An 18,576-nucleotide genomic window follows, 5' to 3' on the forward strand; every position below is an offset into this window, starting at 1 on the left:
GATGGCTGGCGCGGGGCGGTCGTTCACGCACCCCACCCGGCCTGGGTTCCGCCCACGCGCTCGGCGCTGACCCGCTCCACGTAGCCGGAGGCGGCATGCGCCGCCATGGGGTCGGGCTCCAGGCCCTGGTCCTCGCGGAGGCCGGCGAGGAGGGGGCGCACGTCGGTGTTGTAGGCGTCCATGAGCACGGCGTTGGCGCCGAGCACGTCGCCCTCGCGCTGGGCCGCGTCCAAGGCGTCACCGTCCACGAGCAGGGCCTTGGCCGTGGCCTCCTGGACGTTCATGACCGAGCGGATCTGCCCGGCGACCTTGGGCTCGATGTTGTGGCACTGGTCGAGCATGAAGGCGACCTCGGTGTCGGCGGCCAGGCCACCGCCCCGCGCGACCTCGTACATGATGCGGAAGAGCTGGAAGGGGTCGGCCGCGCCCACCATGAGGTCGTCGTCGGCGTAGAAGCGGGAGTTGAAGTCGAAGGCGCCGAGCTTCCCGGCCCGCAACAGGAAGGCGACGATGAACTCGATGTTGGTGTGCGCCGCGTGGTGCCCGGTGTCCACGCACACCACCGCCCGTTCGCCGAGTTCGAGACAGTGCGCGTAGGCGGTGCCCCAGTCCGGCACGTCGGTGGCGTAGAAGGCGGGCTCGAAGAGCTTGTACTCCAACAGGATCCGCTGGTGCGCGCCCAAGCGGGCGTACACCTCGGAGAGCGCTTCGGCCAGCCGGTCCTGGCGCGCGCGCAAGTCGTCCTGGCCGGGGTAGTTGGTGCCGTCGGAGAACCAGAGCTTGAGGTCGCGCGAGCCGGTGGCGTCCATGACGTCCACGCAGTCCAGCAGGTGGTTCGTGGCCTTGCGGCGGACCTTGGGGTCGGGGTTGGTGACGCTGCCGAGCTTGTAGTCGTCGTCCTGGAAGACGTTGGAGTTGATCGTGCCGATGCCGATCCCGGCCTCGCGCGCGTATGCGGCCAAGGCCCCGTAGTCGTCCACCTTGTCCCAGGGGATGTGGAGCGCGACCGTCGGGGCCACGCCCGTCAGGCGGTGGACCTCTGCGGCGTCGGCCAGCTTCTCCCAGGGGTCGCGGGGCACCCCCGGTTGGCCGAAGACCTTGAACCGGGTGCCCGAGTTGCCGAAGGCCCAGGAGGGCAGCTCGATGTGTTGGCGCCGCAGGGTGTCCAGGGCGTCGGCGCGGCGGTCTGAGGAAGGTGCCACGGGGGTCTCCGTTCGGTTCGACGGCCGGGGATCCAAGCGAATTGAATCGTTTCAGTGAAGTTGGCCTGAACTTACTCGTGCGCCGCGGAGCATGTCAACATCTGCCCTGTGTTATTGCAGGACATGGGGGCAACACGCGCTTGAATCGTTTTTTCTCAGACCGGCTTCGGCGCCGACGCTAAGACACGGAGGCCGCACCCGGCTCGGTCTGCAGCAGGCGCGGGGACACGGCGAACCCGTGGCGGGCGTAGGCGGAGACGGCCCGGTCGCTGGAGTGGACGGTCACCCGCCCCACCCCGAACTCGCGGGCCAGCTCCAGCACAGCCTCGACCATCAGGCCGCCCACGCCGCCGTCACGGTGCTCCGGCAGCACGTACACGCACTGCACATCCCCTGAGGCCCGCTCGAACTCGCCGGGAAACGGCACGCGCCGGGTGACGGCCAACCACGCCATACCGATGACCGTGCCGTGCAGAACCGTGATGAAGCAGTGGTGGGAATCGGCGTTGCGCTTCCCCCAGTCGACGAACCGGGGCACGAAATCGTCGAGGGGGACATCGGGCTCTCCGTGGTTCTCCCGCATCCACCACCAGCGCAGTGCGGCGACGGCGTTCAGGTCCTGAGGGGTGGCCGGGCGTACGTGTACATCGCTCATGCCCGGGATTGTTCCGCAGCTGACCGAACCGGTCATCCCCTACCCCGGAAACCGCCGCCACACGGGCCTTCCAACCCTTCCCCGGCCGCGTTTACCCAGGCCAGAGGTGCAACCACCACTCTTTCTGGGCTAGTATTCGTACACCAGTTCGACACGGCTGCCTCTTCCCCGCCGACGCGACACCGGCCGCAGCGCACCGTCCCACGGGGAGGACCAGCAGATGCCGCTCAGCGGTGAGCACACGGACTTCGTCCACCTGAACTCCGTGTCCTCCTTCTCCACCAGGCACGGCACCCACCCGCCCGCCGCCCTGGTGGAACGCGCCGCCGAACTCGGCCAGGAGATCCTCGCCCTCACCGACCGCGACGGCGTGTACGGGGTGGTCGACCACGTCCGCGCCTGCCAGCGCACCGGGGTCCGGCCCGTGCTCGGCTGCGACCTCGCGCTGGTCCCCGCAGAGCCCGCACCCACGTCCGGGCCCTCCTCCCCCACCGGCCGGGTCACGGTCCTGGCCCGGGGCTCCCAGGGATGGGCCAGCCTGTGCCGACTCGTCACCCGGGCCCACACACCGCGCCCCGAGGCCCCCGAAACCCCCGCCCTGACCCTTGAGGACGTGGCCGCCGGAGCCGCGGGGGTCGTGGTCCTGCTGGGTCCCCGCTCCGACGTGGGGCGGGCCATCGCCGCCGAACGCCCCGGCCACGCCCGCCGCCTGCTCGACCACTGGCGGGCCACCTGCGAGATCGCGGTGGAGGTGTTCGACCACGGCCTGCCCGAACAGCGGCGCACCGCCCGCGGCCTGCTCACCCTGGCCGCCGAGACCCACACCCTGGCCGTGCTCACCAACGCCGCCCGCTACCCGAAGGCAGAGGACGCCGAGGTCGCGCACATCCTGGACGAGGCCCGCCGCCGCACGGTCCGAGGTGCCCCGACCGGGCCCGCCGGCGACCGCGCCTACCTCACCGGCGGCGCCGAGATGCTGGCCGTGGCCGAACGCCTGTGCGGCGGCGACACCGGCCGGGCCCGGCGCATGATCGCCCACACCAACGCCCTGGCCGCCTCTTGCGCCCTGGATCCCGGGGCCGACCTCGGCATGGACCGCGTCCACCTCCCGGACGTGCCCAACGCCAGCGAGGGCCTCCTGCGCGCCTGCGAGGACGGCTTGCACCGGCTCGGGCTGGAGCGCGACCCGCGCGCCCGGAGCCGCCTCGCACACGAACTGGACATCATCGAACGCAAGCGCCTGTCCGCCTACTTCCTCACCGTCACCGACGCCGCCACCCGTATCCGGGACAAGGGCATCCGCTGCTCTATCCGCGGATCGGGCACCGGCAGCCTGGTCAACCACCTGGTGGGCATCTCCGAGGTCAACCCCCTCGACCACGGCCTGCTGATGGAGCGCTTCCTCAGCCAGAGCCGCACCGGACTTCCCGACATCGACCTGGACGTGGAGTCGGCACGCAGGCTGGAGGCCTACGAGGCGGTGTTCGGCGGCTACCCGGACGGCACCGCGTGCGTGTCGATGATGGAGACCTACCGCGCCCGCAGCGCGATCCGCGACGTCGGCTCGGCGCTGCGCATCCCCCCGGCGGAGATCGACCGGCTGGCCAAGGCCTTCCCGCACGTGCGGGCCGGGCGCATCCGCGACGCCGCGCGGGAACTGCCCGAGCTGCGCGGCTATGAGGGTTCAGGACTGGACGGCCCCGCCACCCGGGAGCTGTTCCGCCTGGCCGAACGCCTGGACGGGCTGCCCCGGCACACCGCCATGCACCCCTGCGGCCTCGTGGTCTCCGACTCCACCCTGCGCGACCGGATCCCCCTCGAACCCGCCCTGTCCGGCCACCCCATGGTCCAGCTCGACAAGGAGAGCGTGGAGCCCATGGGGTTCATCAAACTCGACGTGATCGGGGTGCGCATGCAGTCCGCCATGGCGCACACCCGTGACGAGATCGAGCGCACCGGTGACGAGTCCCTGGACCTGGCGGAGGTCCCCGCCGACGACGCGGCCACCTACGCGATGATCGCCGCCTCCGACACCTTGGGCTGTTTCCAGATCGAGTCGCCCGGCCAGCGCGAGCTCGTCTCCCGGCTGCGCCCCCGCGACCTCGCCGACCTGACCGCCGACATCTCCCTGTTCCGGCCCGGCCCGGTCGCCGGGGACATGATCACCCCCTACCTCGCCGCCCGCTCCGGGGAGCCGGTCGAGACACCCACCCCGGTGGTGTCCGACATCCTCACCGAGACCGGCGGGGTGGTGATCTGGCACGAGCAGGTCATCGCCCTGTTCCACGCCATGACCGCCTGCGGACTGGACCGGGCCGAGGTGATGCGCCGCCAGCTCGCCACCGAAAGAGGGCTCGCCGAGGCACGGCAGGACTTCACCACCATGGCCCTGGACTGCGGGCACTCCCGGGAGACCGTGGACCTGGTCTGGGAGCTGGTGAGCTCGTTCGGGGCCTTCGGGTTCTGCCGCGCCCACGCGGTGGCCTTCGCCGTACCCGCCTACCAGTCGGCCTGGCTCAAGCGGCACCACCCGGCCGCCTTCTACGCGGGGATCCTCACCCACGACCCCGGCATGTACCCGCGCCGGGTCCTGGTCGCCGACGCCCGGCGCCACGGCGTTCCGCTCCTGGGCGTGGACGTCAACCGGTCCGGCTCCTCCTGGCGGGTCGAGCGCGTCGACGACGGCCACTGGGGCGTGCGGGCCTCGCTCTCCGACGTCCGGGGGATCACCTCGGCCGAGGTGGAGCGCCTCCTGGCCGAACGGCCCTTCACCTCCCTCACCGATACCGCCCGCCGGGCCCGTCCCTCCCGGGACGTGCTGGACCACCTGGTGCGGGTGGGCGCCTTCGACGCCCTGCACGGGGTCGGCACCGGTCCCGGCGCACCCGACCGGCGCGACCTCCTCTTGCAGGCCAGCGCCTGGAACCGTGCGCACCGAGGCGGCCGCGGGGGCGGGGACGGCGACCGAACCGCCCCGGGCCAGCTGCCGCTGGCGGTGGAAGGGGCCACTCCCGCCCAGGGTTCGCTGCCGCCGACCACCGCCGCCGAACGGGTCGCCGACGAGCTGGAGGTGCTGGGTTACGAGACCAGCCGCCACCTGATCGACGGGCACGAGGAACTGCTCGCCGCCCTGGCCGCCGGGCACCGCCTGGTGCGCGCCCGCGACCTGAACCGGGTCACCGAGGGCCGGGAGGTCCTGGTGGCGGGGGTGAAGGTGGCCACGCAGACCCCCGCCGTGCGTTCGGGCCAGCGGATCGTCTTCGCCACCCTGGACGACGGCACGGGCCTGGTGGACCTGGCCCTGTTCGAGTCCGCCCAGGGGCGGGCCGCAGCCCCGCTGTTCGGTTCCTGGCTGATGGCCGTGCGCGGCCGGGTGCGCCGGGCGAAGGGCTCGGGGCTGGCCACTCTCACCGTCGAGGACGTCCACGACCTGCAAGTCCTCGACCGTGCCTGGACGGAGGAGGGCAGGGAGGGGTTGGCCGCGGCGCTGCGCCCGAACCCCGAGGCGCCCCGCCGCGACGGCCGGGGCGACGGCGGCCGGAGCGTGGGCGGCCGCCCGGTGCGCTACGCCAACGGGGCCCGGCTGTCCCCCTACGCCGACCTGCGCTCGGACCCCGCCCCGCGCGCCCTGTGGCACGCCAGCCCCGGCAGCTCCGGAGGCTGACCGGCAATATCCAGGCCGAGGCTGCAAGAGAAGAACAGGGTGCCTCCGTCCAGCCCCCGTTTCCGGACGGAGGCACCCCTCCAGTGAGGCCTTCGGTCAGAGGTTGGGCTCGGCCGGGCTGACATCGGCCAGCGCGTAACGGTCGTCGGCCACCCGTGCCAGGTCGCCCATGGTCACGACACCCACCACTTCATCCCCCTCGACGACCGGCAGACGGCGAATGGTCCCCGTGCGCATGGCGTGCACGGCGTCTCCGACGCTGCCGTGGCGCGGCACGGTCACCACTTCTGAGCTGCAGACCTCGCCCGCCTGGACGCGCTCCGGGTCGCCGCCCTCGGCGATACAGCGCACCACGATGTCGCGGTCGGTCAGGATGCCCCTGAGATGTCCTCCCTCTGCCACAACGACGTCGCCGACGTCGGAGTACCGCATGATTTCGGCTACTTTACGCAGAGTGGTCTTGGGTGCGACCGTCCGCACCGGCCCGGACATCACTTCGGCAACGCTGTCCACCATGGCTGTCCCCTTCTCCGTGTTGCCCACACAGGCCCCACTAGCCGAGTCCGGAATCCTCAAACAACAGTCCGTGCCCTCTTGTCCTGCTCGGCGCACCGGATCGCGGGTAGCCCCCAAGAGAGCGGGGCAGGACGTCCCCGCGCACGGATGCAACACCGCGGGGGTGTCACGGATGAGCGGGAAGAACAGAAGTCAACGGGGTCGGCCATGGGTGCGAGGCGCAGCCAGAGGGGTGGTGGGTGCCATGGGGATGAGTGGCATGCGCCAGCTCGCCGTGGGGCTGGGGGCCATCGAAAGAACACCGCCCGACGCCATCCTGAAGGAGGGCGTACCGACGCTCCTCCGGTCGGTGCCGGAGCACCGGCGGTCGGCCGCCATCGAGCTCATGCACTGGGGATACGGTGCAACGGCGGGCGCGATCTACGGAACGGTACCCGCGAAGGTCCGCCGTTGGCGCATCTCGGGGCCCGTTTACGGCTTGCTCTCCTGGGGCTTTTTCGAGTTCGCCATAGCACCGGCGCTGGGACTGGCGCACGCGCACCGGTCCCGACCCTATGAGCGCGCAGCACTGCTGGTCGACCACGTCTTCTTCGGGTTCGTGGTGGGCGAACCCCCCGAAACCGTCGTGGTCGGCCCCGAGGGCGGGCAGGCCCAGGACGGGGAGGCGTCCCGGAGCTCTTGAACCCTACTGGCCCGAGGGGAGGAGGGGTTGGCGGCCGCTGCCGTCTCACCGAGGCCGAGCAGGCACAGCGCGGGGCCGAGCGAGCCCAGCAGAAGGCGGTACGGAAGGCGGGGTGCACAGTCGCCAAGCTCCAGGAACGCGGGCTGAGCAATCGGGAGATCGCTCGGTACCTGCGGATCTCCCCGCAGCGCGTTTCGCAGATCTCCAGACGGCAAGCCGCCGTCGCCTCCCAGCAGTGACCGTTGCTGGAACTTCTCCCAGGGCCGCTCTCAGCGTCTTCCGTTCGGAAGCGGCCCATGAGGGTTCGGCGTCTAGCCGATGGAGCGGCCCGCGTAGTCGGGTGCGGGTTCGGCGAGAGCAGCGAGGGCCGCGGCTACCTCCTCGGGGAAGGGCACCGCCCGGCCCTGCTCCTGGTCGACGTGGAGCGCCATGAGCTCCTCGGTCGCGACCAGCTGCCCGTCGACGCGCATCTCGTGGCAGATCCGCGCCTTCTTGGCAGCGGACTTCTCGGGGCCCGGACCGACCACGCGGGTGCGGACCTCGACCTCGGCGTCCGCGCCGACCTCGTTCAGGTACCGCACGTGCGCCTCGACGGTGTACAGCGAACAGCCGGTCCGCTCGCGGTAGGCGGTGTCCAGGCCGACCCGGTCCATGAGGGCGTCGGTCGCGAACCCGAAGACCAGGACGTAGTAGGCCTCGCTGAGGTGCCCGTTGTAGTCGATCCACTCGGGCCGCAGGGGCTGGGTGAACGTGGCGCTCACGCGGTCCCCCGCTCCCGCTCGGCGGCCTCAGCGGCCTCCTCGCGCTCGACTTCCTCGAGAGCCCGCGTCACCGCGATCAGGCGGCGGTCGCGCTGGGCGATCAGCTCGGCGGTGGAGCGCCCGGCCACGACCTCGTCGGTGCCCGCCACCATGCGGTCGCGCAGCTCGGTGGTGAGTTCGGGCGCCTCGAGACGGGTCCACGGAGCCTTCAGGGACGGACCGAAGTGGTCGAGCATGTGCGCCATGCCGCCCTCGCCACCGGCCAGGTGGAAGGTCAGGCAGGGCCCGTGGAAGGCCCAGCGCAGACCGGGGCCGCTGGTCATCGCCAGGTCGATCTGCTCGACCGTCGCCTCACCCTCGGCGACCATGTGCAGGGCCTCGCGCCAGGCGGCCTCCTGGATGCGGTTGCCGATGAACCCCGGGAGCTCCTGGTCCATGCTGATCACCGACTTGCCGGCGGCCCGGTAGAAGTCCGAGGCCCAGTCGACGGCCCACTGCTCGCTCTGCTCACCGCCGACGACCTCGACCAGGGGCACGAGGTAGGGCGGGTTGAACGGGTGGCCCACCACGAGCCGGCCCGGGTTGGCCGCCTTCACCTGCATCTCGCTCATGCTGTAACCGGAGGTGGACGAACCCACGACCACACCCTCGGGCGCGGCGGCGTCGATCTCGGCCAGCAGCTCGGTCTTCAGGTCGAGGCGCTCCGGAGCGCTCTCCTGCACGAAGTCGGCGTCGGCGACCGCCTCGGCCAGCGTGTCCGCGACCCGAAGATTGGCCGTGTCCGCGCCCTCGGCCAGGCCCAGGCGCTCCAGGGCGGGCCAGGCGGAGGAGACCAGAGTGCGCAGCTTGCTTTCTGCGTTCGGGGCGGGGTCCCAGGCGACCACCTGGTAGCCGCGGGCCAGGAAGTGGGCGACCCAGCCGCCCCCGATGACACCCGCTCCGACGCAGGCGACCGTGCGCACGGCGTCGGGGGTGGTTCTCGCGTTCTCGGTCATCGTGTTCCTCACGTGATGGGGTCGGCGGTACGTGTCGGGGCGCGCCAGGTGTGGAGCGCGCCCAGGAATGGAGTGCGCTAGGCGGCGTTGGCGCTGCGCAGCTTGAGCATGCTGCGGGCCTCGTCCGGGGTGGCCACCCGGGCGCCGAGCTGCTCGATGATGTTGACCGCCTTCTCGGTGAGCTGGCCGTTGGTGGCCTTCACCCCGCGGCTGAGATACAGGTTGTCCTCCAGACCGACCCGGGCGTGCCCGCCGAGCAGCACCGACTGTGCCACCCACGGCATCTGCTTGCGGCCGATGGAGAAGCTCGCCCACTCAGCGCCGGCCGGGAGCAGGTTCACCATCGACTGCAGGACACCCGGGTCCGACGGCGCGCCGTAGGGGATGCCCGAGCACAGCTGGAACATCGACGGGTCGTCGATGAGGCCCTCGGCGTGCATGGTCTTGGCGAACCACAGCTGGCCGGTGTCGAAGATCTCCAGCTCCGGACGGACCCCGAGCTCCTGGATGCGCTTGGCACCCGCGCGCAGCATGTCCGGGGTGGAGATGTAGACCTGGCTGCCGTCACCGAAGTTCAGGCTGCCGCAGTCCAAGGTGCAGATGTCGGGCAGCAGCTCCTCCACGTGCGGCAGGCGGTCCAGCCCGTTGACCAGGTCGGTGCCCTCCTCGTAGGCGAGCGGGTCGTCCTGCCCGATCACCAGGTCGCCGCCCATCCCGGCGGTCAGGTTGATGACGATGTCGATGCCGGTCTGGCGGATGCGGTCGACGACCTCCCGGTAGAGCGCGTTGTCCCTCGAGGGGGCACCCGTCTCGGGGTCGCGGACGTGGATGTGCACCACGCTGGCACCGGCCTCGGCCGCCTCGACCGCGGCGGCGGCGATCTGCTGAGGGGTCACCGGAACGTGCTCGCTCCGGCCTACGGTGTCCCCCGCACCGGTGAGGGCGCAGGTAAGGATGGGCTTGTAGTTCATGGTGTCGCTCACGAAGGTGCTCCGTCTCTGTATGGCTTGCGGACCCGGCGCAGGCGGAATCGCCGCCGGGCCGTGTGGGGCCGGTCGGGCGGGTCCGTATGGGTTGGGAAGGTCCGGGCGGAACGGTGCGGTTCTGGTCGGGTTCAGTTCCGCAGGACGTCGCTGGCGATGACCGAGCGCAGCGTGTCCCGCATGTGGCCGACGGACCGTCCGGGCATCCCGGTCATGACCTGGATGCCCATGCCGTCGATGAGGGCGGTGAGGCGCTTGGTCATCTCCTCGGCGTCGAAGTCACCGAAGAGCCCGCTCTCCTGCCCCTCCCGCAGGGTGCGGGCGATGGTCTCGTGCCAGCGGCGGTAGGAGTCGGCGTGCAGCTCCCGCATCTCGGGGTTGAGCGCTGCCGCCGTCCATACCTGGAGCCAGATCGACCACTCCAGGCGCAGCCGCTCCGAACCGGGAAGCTGCAGTTCGATGAGTTCGAGCAGGCGCTCGTGTGCGTCCTCGATGGTGTACAGGCCCGCGACTTGGCGGTCGAAGGCCTGCTTCACCGAGTGGCGGAGCGCCTCCACCAGCAGGTGGTTCAGGGTCGGGAAGTGGTAGTGCACCGTAGCGCTGGACGTCCCGCACACCTGGGCCACCTGCGCGACGCGGACCGAGTGGTAGCCGTACTCGGCGATGAGGGTCCACGCGGCCTCGATGATCTGGAGTCTTCTGTTGTGCTCTTTGACCGCCCCCGGGCGGTCGGCCAGGTCGGCCGGGGGCGGTGCGACCGCCGACGAGTCGCGCGGTGCCGCCGAGACCGTGTCGGCGTCGTCCTGGCCGTTGAGCAGCCAGTTGACCGTCACCCCGGTCTCGTCGGCCATGCCGGACAGTTCCCGGGCGGTGAAACGCCGGGTACCCGTCAGGGACTTGGAGAGTTTGGTGGGGTCGATGCCGAGCCTGTCCGCGAACTCCCGTTGGGAGAAGCCGGATCGGCGGATCGCCTCACGCGCTCTGCTGCGCACATCGTCGGTCGTGTCGCTCACGGCTGAGAACCTAGCAGCGCCATAGCGATTATCGCAACGCAACCGTGGTTGCCACTTCGTTATGAGAGCGCCTTCTTGGCGCTCTCCGGGAGCACCAAAGCCCTCATTTCAGCGGTAAGTCGAATATTTCGGGCGCACCCCCGAGGACTCAAATCGCAATGATGCGATGTCTGACTGTTTGATTAGTCAACCGCAACGCAGTAGTAACTGAATGGTCCTGCCCGCTATCCCGGAGGTGACCCGAGTCATCCGCTGGAACATCGACAACAAAGTCTTCTGGCCCGCGCTGATCATGGTGATCGGCTTCACCGCACCGTTCGTGATCGCGCCGCAGACGGGTGAACGCCTCCTCGACGGCGTCCTGTCCTGGTTACAGTCCGGCTTCGGCTGGTCGTACATGTGGTTCGTCGCCGGCCTCGCCGTCCTGCTCGTCTGGCTGGCCTTCAGCAGGTACGGCAGCATCAGGATGGGCAGCCCCGACGACCGCCCCGAGTTCTCCACCCCCACCTGGCTCGCGATGATCTTCACCGCCGCGATCGGCGGCGGCCTCATGTACTGGGGGATCATCGAGTGGGCGCACTACCACGTGGACCCCCCTTACCAGCTCGAACCGCGTGGAACCGAGGCCGCCGAATGGTCGGCGACCTACCCCCTCTTCCACTGGGGCCCGACCGCCTGGGCCGTCTTCTGCGTCCCGACCCTCGCCCTCGCCTACGCATACCACGTGCGCAAGATCCGCCGACTGCGGCTCAGCGAGGCCTGCCGCGGCGTACTCGGCGACCGCGTCGACCGCTGGCCCGGACGGCTGATCGACGTCTTCTTCATCATCGGGATGATCGGTGCCGCAGGCACCTCCCTGGCCCTGGCCGTGCCCACCATCGCCGAAGGCGCGTCCCGCATGCTCGGGGTCGAACCGGGGGCCGTGCTCAACACCGTCGTCATCGGCCTGTGGACCCTGCTGTTCGCCGGAAGCGTCTTCCTCGGCCTGCACAAGGGCCTGAAGCGCCTCGCCAACCTCAACCTGTACCTGGCCGCCACCCTGGGTGTCCTGGTCATCGCGGTGGGCCCGGCGGTCTTCGTCCTCGACACCTTCACCAACAGCGTCGGCATGCTCGCCCAGAACATCGTGCGGATGAGCACCTACACGGATCCCGTCGGAGGGTCGGGCTTCCAGGAGATCTGGACCATCTTCTACTGGGGCTGGTGGATCTCCTACGGACCGTTCGTCGGCATGTTCTGCGCAAAGATCTCCAAGGGCCGCACCGTCCGCCAGATCATCATCGGCATGTGCGGGTTCGGAAGCCTTGGCTGCTGGCTCTCGTTCGCGCTGCTCGGCAACTCCGGCATGGCCTTCGAACTGCGCGGCGACGCGGCCATCGTGGACACCCTGGAAGCCGAGGGAGCGGTACCGGCCATCTTCGCCACGCTGGAAGCGTTCCCGCTCAGCTGGATCATCACCCCGCTCTTCCTGCTTCTGCTACTGATCTTCCTGGCCACGACCCTGGACTCGGCGTCCTACATCATGGGCGCGGCCACCTCCCGCGACCTGCCCAACGAGGTCGAGCCCGCTCGGCCCACCCGTGTGCTGTGGGCCGTCGTCCTGGCAGCGGTGTCGGTCTCGGTGATGTCCGCCGGAGGTACGGACGCATTGCAGACCCTGTCGGTCGTGACCGCGTTCCCGCTGATCGCCGTCCTGAGCCTGGTCGCGGTCTCCCTCGTACGCTGGCTCCGCGAGCACGACCTCGGCCGCGACCACGCGAGCGGCCCGGACGCAAGCGCTCCCGTCCTGGACGGCCACGCGCGCAGGAGCGGCCCCGCCGAGCCTGCCGGGGATCCCCGCGGATACGGTGGCGCCGCACCACCGCACTCCGCCTCCCCGGCGCGCCCGGAAGGGACCCCTGCCGTTGAGCACTCACCACACGCAAGCGAACAGTGACGGACCGGCCCCTGTGGACGCCGTCGTCATCGGAGCCGGTTTCGGCGGCATGTACGCGCTCCACCGCCTGCGCGACCGCCTCGGCCTGAACGCCCACGCGTTCGAGGCCGGGGCAGGGGTCGGCGGCACCTGGTACTGGAACCGCTACCCGGGCGCCCGGTGCGACGCGGAGTCGGTCTACTACTCGTACTCCTTCGACGAGGACCTCCAGCAGGAGTGGGTCTGGAGCGAGCGCTACGCCGCCCAGCCCGAGCTCCTGGCCTACGCCGACCACGTCGCGGACCGCCTCGACCTGCGCAGGAGCATCACCTTCGGGACGCGGGTCACCGAGGCACACTACGACGAGGACCGGTGCCTGTGGCTCCTGGCCACCGACACCGGACAGCGTTTCCGGACGCGGTACCTGATCACCGCCGTGGGCTGTCTGTCCGCGGCGCAGGCACCGCACCTCGAAGGGCTCGGGGACTTCCGCGGCGAAGTCCACCACACCGCCCGCTGGCCGCACGAAGGGGTCGAGCTGACCGGTCGGCGGGTGGCGGTGGTGGGTACCGGCTCCTCCGGCATCCAGGCCGTGCCCGAGATCGCCCGCCACGCGGAACACCTGACCGTCTTCCAGCGCACCCCGCACTTCGCCGTCCCCGCGCGCAACCGCCCCCTCTCCGAGGCGGAGTTCGACGGTGTCCGGGCCCGCTATCCCGAACTGCGCGCCCAGGCCCGGGACACCGCCGCCGGGATGGTGGTGGCCCCGCCGCCCGGACCGGCCGCCGACCTGACCGGGGCCCAGCGCACCGCCGAGCTGGACCGCCGGTGGCGCGAAGGCGGCCTGGGTTTCCTCAACGCGTTCGAGGACCTGCTCACCGAGGGGTCGGCCAACGAAGCCGCCGCGGAGTACGTGCGCGAGCGCATCCGGGCGACCGTGCACGACCCCGGCACCGCCGCGCTGGTGGCTCCCGCCGACTATCCGATCGGCACCAAGCGCATCTGCTTGGACAGCGGCTACTACGAAACACTCAACCGGGACAACGTCAGCGTCGTGTCCGTCCGGGACACCCCGATCGAGCGGGTCACCCCCACCGGCGTGCGGGTCGGCGGCACGGACCACGAGTTCGACGTGATCGTCCTCGCTACCGGTTTCGACGCGATGACCGGCCCCTACACCCGCATCGACCTGCGCGGAATCGGCGGGAGGACGATCGGGCAGGCGTGGCGGTCGGGCCCGCGCACCTACCTGGGTGTGGCGGTGTCCGGCTTCCCGAACCTGTTCACGGTCACCGGCCCGGGCAGCCCCTCGGTCCTCACCAACATGGTGGCCAGCATCGAGCAGCACGTCGAGTGGATCACCAACTACATCGCCCACCTGGAACGCTCCGGGATCGCCGCGGCCGAGGCCGAGGAGGAGGCTCAGGAGGCCTGGGTGGAGCACGTCGCCGAGATCGCGTCGTACACCCTCTACCCGCGGGCGGGGTCCTGGTACATGGGAGCCAACGTCGACGGCAAGCCCCGGGTGTTCATGCCCTACGCGGGCGGCCTGGACCTGTACCGGCAGCAGTGCGACCAGATCGCCGCCGAAGGGTACCGGGGCTTCGCGCACACAACGCGAAAGTGACGAAAAGCCTGAAAATCCCGCGAACCGGTGCGATCCAGACTGATGCCGGTCCGCGCCCGAGTACTGCCGGATTGTGGACACCACCGACGGGGTAGTGGTGGTCACCACACTCTGCGTACACAATCCGGTTGCGGGGGACCGCATGTCGTCACGCGAGAAGGCGGACACGCTCGCACACGGCGAGATCGTCAGCTGACACGTGCCGGCGCGGCTCCGCCCTTGGCGTGGTGTGGCCGCGGTTTCGGGTGCGAGCGCGGGGGTGGGGCGCACTATCGCGCGGCAGTTCGCCAACCGGGCGGAAGCCATGGCACTGCTGGCCCGGGGCGAAGTTCGACGACGAATCGCGCTCATGGAGCGTGCAGAGCTGGTTGAACGAACGGAGAAGGGAGTTGTACCTCGGGACGGTAGCCGCGGCGGTGCCCGCGGCACTGGCCGTGCCCGTGCGGAACAGGTTCCGTTCAAGGAGGGGAGTCAGCTGATGGCGACGAACGATCAGCGAACCGATGAGGCCTGGGAGGAGTTCCACTCCGCCGTGAACATGAGTGGAGAGGAGCTGAGACACTGGCTGCTCACCGACGCTTCGGGGGAGGACGCCTTCCCCGCCGACAGCGGGGTCGACGGCCAGGGGGAGCGGATCGTCGAGATCCTGGGCAAGCGTCGGACGGACGTGACGACGGACGACGTCGACCTGATGGAGCGTGTGGCCGCGTTCGTCCGCGGAGAGCTGAGTCGGCCCCGCCCGGAGGACGACCGGTGGCGCAGGCGGCTCATGCGGGTGGGACACGACCCGCTCCAACCCGACTCGGGCCCCGACGACACCTGAGTGCGCGGCCGACCGGTCGGAGGTACTCCGGCCGGTCGGCGTGTGTACGGCAACCGGCCGAACGCGCCCGACGGACACGCCGCCTCCGCCAGGGATCAGCGGAACCGGAACCCCGCCCCAGGTGATACCCCTCCCAGTCCGGCTCGTTAGGGTTCCGGTGGTCCCAGTAAGGGCATCGGTTGCGTGAAACCGGTGCCGGACCCGGCACGGCCACCGGCAACGGCGCCGGTCCCTGCCCATACCGCACCACGGAGTCCAGGAGGCATCCGGCATGTTCGAGAAGATACTGGTGGCCAACCGCGGTGAGATCGCCATCCGCGCGTTGCGCGCCGGACACGAGCTCGGCGCGCGGACCGTAGCGGTCTTCCCCCACGAGGACCGCAGCTCGCTGCACCGGCTCAAGGCCGACGAGGCTTACCAGATCGGCGAACCGGGGCACCCGGTCCGTGCCTACCTCTCGGTCGACGAGGTCGTCCGCGCCGCGCGGGAGGCGGGCGCGGACGCCGTCTACCCCGGTTACGGCTTCCTCTCCGAGAACCCCGACCTCGCCCGGGCCTGCGCTGAGGCGGGCATCACCTTCGTCGGTCCACCCGCCGAGGTGCTGGAGCTGACCGGCAACAAGGCGACCGCCATCGCCGCCGCCAAGCGCGCGGGCATCCCGGTCCTGGAGTCCTCCGAACCCTCCACCGACGTCGAGGGGCTGCTCGCCACGGCCGAGGAGATCGGCTTCCCGCTGTTCGTCAAGGCCGTGGCCGGTGGCGGCGGGCGGGGCATGCGCCGCGTGAACTCCGCGGGCGCGCTGCGGGAGTCGGTCGAGGCGGCCATGCGCGAGGCCGAGACCGCCTTCGGCGACCCCACGGTGTTCCTGGAGCGCGCCGTGGTCGACCCCCGCCACATCGAGGTGCAGATCCTCGCCGACGGCCAAGGCGGCGTCATCCACCTGTACGAGCGCGACTGCTCCGTGCAGCGCCGCCACCAGAAGGTCGTGGAGCTCGCCCCGGCGCCCAACCTCGACCCGGAGCTGCGCGAGCGCATCTGCCAGGACGCGGTGCGCCTGGCCCAGGAGCTCGGCTACCGCAACGCGGGCACGGTGGAGTTCCTCGTGGGCCGGGACGGGCAGCACGTCTTCATCGAGCTGAACCCGCGCATCCAGGTGGAGCACACGGTGACCGAGGAGGTCACCGACGTCGACCTGGTGCAGTCGCAGATCCGCATCGCCTCCGGTGAGACCCTCGCCGACCTGGGCCTGGGCCAGGACGACATCGTCGTGCACGGCGCCGCCCTGCAATGCCGCATCACCACGGAGGACCCGGCCAACGGCTTCCGGCCCGACACCGGGACGATCAGCGCCTACCGCTCCCCCGGCGGATCGGGTATCCGCCTGGACGGCGGCACCGCTGCCGCCGGTTCGGACGTCAGCGCCTACTTCGACTCCCTGCTGGTGAAGCTCACCTGCCGGGGCCGCGACTTCGCCACGGCGGTCAGCCGGGCCCAGCGCGCGGTGGCCGAGTTCCGTATCCGCGGTATCTCCACGAACATCCCCTTCCTGCAGGCGGTCCTGGAGGACGAGGACTTCCGTGCCGGCCGGGTCACCACCTCGTTCATCGAGGAGCGCCCCCAGCTGCTGACCGCGCGCCCCTCCGCGGACCGGGGCACCCGCCTGCTCACCTACCTGGCCGACGTGACGGTGAACAAGCCGCACGGAGAGCGCCCGCACCTGGTGGAGCCGAGGTCGAAGCTTCCCGCGGTGGCCGAGGGCGCCCCTCCCGCCGGGTCGAAGCAGCGCCTGACCGAACTGGGACCCGAGGGGTTCGCGCGCTGGATGCGTGAGTCGGAGACCCTAGGGGTCACCGACACCACCTTCCGGGACGCCCACCAGTCGCTGCTGGCCACCCGGGTGCGCACCCAGGACCTGCTGGCCGCCGCACCGGCCGTCGCCCACACCCTGCCCGAACTCCTCTCCCTGGAGTGCTGGGGCGGCGCGACCTACGACGTCGCCCTGCGGTTCCTCTCCGAGGACCCCTGGGAGCGGCTGGCGGCACTGCGCGAAGCCGTGCCCAACGTCGCCCTGCAGATGCTGCTGCGCGGCCGCAACACGGTCGGGTACACGCCCTACCCCACCGAGGTCACCAACGCGTTCGTGCGTGAGGCCGCCGAGACCGGGGTGGACATCTTCCGGATCTTCGACGCCCTCAACGACGTCGAGCAGATGCGCCCGGCGATCGAGGCGGTCCGCGAGACCGGTACCGGGGTCGCCGAGGTGGCGCTCTGCTACACCTCGGACCTGTCCGACCCGTCCGAGGAGCTCTACACGCTGGACTACTACCTGAAGCTGGCCGAGCGGATCGTGGAGTCCGGGGCGCACGTGCTCGCGATCAAGGACATGGCCGGTCTGCTGCGCGCCCCGGCCGCGGCCCGCTTGGTGACCGCCCTGCGGAGCGAGTTCGACCTGCCCGTCCACGTGCACACGCACGACACCCCCGGTGGCCAGCTGGCCACCTACCTCGCGGCGGTGAACGCGGGCGCGGACGCCGTGGACGGCGCCGTGGCCTCGCTGGCGGGCACCACCTCGCAGCCGTCGCTGTCGGCGATCGTGGCCGCCTTCGACTACTCCGCGACACCCACCGGGCTGTCGTTGGACGCCGTGAACGAGCTGGAGCCCTACTGGGAGGCGGTGCGCCGCGTCTACGCGCCGTTCGAGGCGGGCCTGGCGTCGCCCACCGGCCGCGTCTACCACCACGAGATCCCCGGCGGACAGCTGTCCAACCTGCGCACGCAGGCCATCGCCCTGGGCCTGGGAGACCGCTTCGAGGACATCGAGGCGATGTACGCGGCGGCCGACCGCATGCTGGGCCGCCTGGTCAAGGTGACCCCGTCCTCCAAGGTGGTGGGTGACCTCGCCCTGCACCTGGTGGGCGCCGGAGTCTCCCCCGAGGAGTTCGAGCAGGACCCGGACCGGTTCGACGTACCCGACTCCGTGGTGGGCTTCCTGCGCGGCGAGCTGGGCGTGCCCCCGGGCGAGTGGCCCGAGCCGTTCCGCACCAAGGCGCTGCGCGGGCGCGGCGAGGCGCGGGCGACCACCCAGCTCACGTCGGTGGACCGCGCCGGGCTGAACGAGGAGCCGCGCGCCACCCTGAACCGGCTGCTCTTCGAGGGCCCCACGAAGGAGTTCGAGTCGCACCGCGCCGCCTACGGCGACACCAGCGTGCTGGACAGCAAGGACTTCTTCTACGGCCTGCGTGAGGGCGAGGAGCACGTCGTGGACCTGGAGCCCGGCGTGCGCCTGCTGATCAGCCTCCAAGCGGTGAGCGAGCCCGACGACCGCGGGATGCGCACCGTCATGACCACCCTCAACGACCAGCTCCGTCCGCTGCACATCCGGGACCGGGCCCTGACCTCCAACGTGCAGGAGGCGGAGAAGGCCAACCGCGACGACCCCGCACAGGTCGCGGCGCCCTTCGCCGGGGTGGTCACCCTGACCGTCGGTGAGGGCGACGAGGTGAAGGCGGGCGACACCGTCGCCACCATCGAGGCGATGAAGATGGAGGCCTCGATCACCACCTCCCAGGGCGGCGTGGTCGGCCGCGTGGCCGTCGGCGGCGTCCAGCGCGTGGAGGGCGGCGACCTGATCGTCCACCTGCGCTGACCAAGCGCTCCTGCCCCGGGCGGCCGTCGAGGACGGCGGCCGCCCGGGAGGGCTCCGCGCTGGAGGGGCCCGAAAACCCGGCGGGGCAGGCGTT

At 70.9% G+C, this 18,576-nt stretch carries 14 protein-coding genes; 7 read left to right on the top strand and 7 right to left on the bottom strand.

Annotated features, from left to right (window positions below; genetic code table 11):
* Positions 1-23: 23 nt before the first annotated feature.
* Together rhaI and ACYVDG_RS10215 are read right to left on the bottom strand one after the other, a co-directional pair.
* Positions 24-1,202 carry an L-rhamnose isomerase gene (gene rhaI / locus ACYVDG_RS10210; protein WP_460748767.1) on the bottom strand — a complete coding sequence of 393 codons (1,179 nt, stop codon included), beginning with the start codon at positions 1,200-1,202 and terminating at the stop codon, positions 24-26.
* A 178-nt stretch (positions 1,203-1,380) separates the two neighbouring features.
* Positions 1,381-1,857, bottom strand: a complete 477-nt coding sequence (locus ACYVDG_RS10215; protein ID WP_460748769.1) for a GNAT family N-acetyltransferase — start codon at positions 1,855-1,857, stop codon at positions 1,381-1,383.
* 220 nt (positions 1,858-2,077) lie between these two features.
* Between ACYVDG_RS10215 and ACYVDG_RS10220 the strand changes: the two genes are divergently transcribed.
* Complete coding sequence (locus tag ACYVDG_RS10220; RefSeq protein WP_460748772.1) at positions 2,078-5,521, top strand: DNA polymerase III subunit alpha; 3,444 nt, start codon at positions 2,078-2,080, stop codon at positions 5,519-5,521.
* Between the two features lie 96 nt (positions 5,522-5,617).
* On the opposite strand, the gene ACYVDG_RS10225 is transcribed toward ACYVDG_RS10220, so the two are convergent.
* Positions 5,618-6,037, bottom strand: coding sequence for a CBS domain-containing protein (locus ACYVDG_RS10225; protein ID WP_460748774.1), 420 nt, complete (start codon positions 6,035-6,037; stop codon positions 5,618-5,620).
* 244 nt (positions 6,038-6,281) lie between these two features.
* On the opposite strand from ACYVDG_RS10225, the gene ACYVDG_RS10230 reads away from it, so the two are divergent.
* Positions 6,282-6,719, top strand: a complete 438-nt coding sequence (locus ACYVDG_RS10230) for a hypothetical protein (protein ID WP_460748776.1) — start codon at positions 6,282-6,284, stop codon at positions 6,717-6,719.
* Between the two features lie 311 nt (positions 6,720-7,030).
* Here ACYVDG_RS10230 and ACYVDG_RS10235 read toward each other — a convergent pair whose 3' ends face one another.
* The 4 genes from ACYVDG_RS10235 to ACYVDG_RS10250 all read right to left on the bottom strand — a co-directional run bounded on the left by ACYVDG_RS10235 (position 7,031) and on the right by ACYVDG_RS10250 (position 10,471).
* Entirely contained in the window at positions 7,031-7,480 is a 450-nt protein-coding gene (locus ACYVDG_RS10235; RefSeq protein WP_460748778.1) for a thioesterase family protein, read from the bottom strand.
* Entirely contained in the window at positions 7,477-8,475 is a 999-nt protein-coding gene (locus ACYVDG_RS10240) for a 3-hydroxyacyl-CoA dehydrogenase NAD-binding domain-containing protein (RefSeq protein ID WP_460748781.1), read from the bottom strand. Before ACYVDG_RS10240 ends, ACYVDG_RS10235 begins: the two co-directional genes overlap by 4 nt.
* Before the next feature lie 77 nt (positions 8,476-8,552).
* Positions 8,553-9,458 carry a beta-keto acid cleavage family enzyme gene (locus ACYVDG_RS10245; protein ID WP_460748783.1) on the bottom strand — a complete coding sequence of 302 codons (906 nt, stop codon included), beginning with the start codon at positions 9,456-9,458 and terminating at the stop codon, positions 8,553-8,555.
* Between the two features lie 131 nt (positions 9,459-9,589).
* Entirely contained in the window at positions 9,590-10,471 is an 882-nt protein-coding gene (locus ACYVDG_RS10250; RefSeq protein ID WP_460748785.1) for a TetR family transcriptional regulator C-terminal domain-containing protein, read from the bottom strand.
* 211 nt (positions 10,472-10,682) lie between these two features.
* Between ACYVDG_RS10250 and ACYVDG_RS10255 the strand changes: the two genes are divergently transcribed.
* From ACYVDG_RS10255 to ACYVDG_RS10275, 5 genes are all read left to right on the top strand, one after another.
* A complete protein-coding gene (locus ACYVDG_RS10255) occupies positions 10,683-12,407 on the top strand; it encodes a BCCT family transporter (RefSeq protein ID WP_460748787.1) in 1,725 nt (574 codons plus the stop codon).
* Positions 12,376-14,013, top strand: coding sequence for a flavin-containing monooxygenase (locus ACYVDG_RS10260; protein ID WP_460748790.1), 1,638 nt, complete (start codon positions 12,376-12,378; stop codon positions 14,011-14,013). Before ACYVDG_RS10255 ends, ACYVDG_RS10260 begins: the two co-directional genes overlap by 32 nt.
* A 73-nt stretch (positions 14,014-14,086) precedes the next feature.
* Positions 14,087-14,209 carry a hypothetical protein gene (locus ACYVDG_RS10265; RefSeq protein ID WP_460748792.1) on the top strand — a complete coding sequence of 41 codons (123 nt, stop codon included), beginning with the start codon at positions 14,087-14,089 and terminating at the stop codon, positions 14,207-14,209.
* A 282-nt stretch (positions 14,210-14,491) separates the two neighbouring features.
* Positions 14,492-14,836, top strand: coding sequence for a DUF3140 domain-containing protein (locus ACYVDG_RS10270; RefSeq protein ID WP_460748794.1), 345 nt, complete (start codon positions 14,492-14,494; stop codon positions 14,834-14,836).
* A 271-nt stretch (positions 14,837-15,107) separates the two neighbouring features.
* The gene (locus tag ACYVDG_RS10275; protein WP_460748796.1) at positions 15,108-18,482 is read left to right on the top strand and encodes a pyruvate carboxylase; all 3,375 of its coding nucleotides are present in this window, start codon (positions 15,108-15,110) and stop codon (positions 18,480-18,482) included.
* Positions 18,483-18,576 lie beyond the last annotated feature (94 nt).

It is taken from the genome of Nocardiopsis oceani, assembly GCF_054777395.1.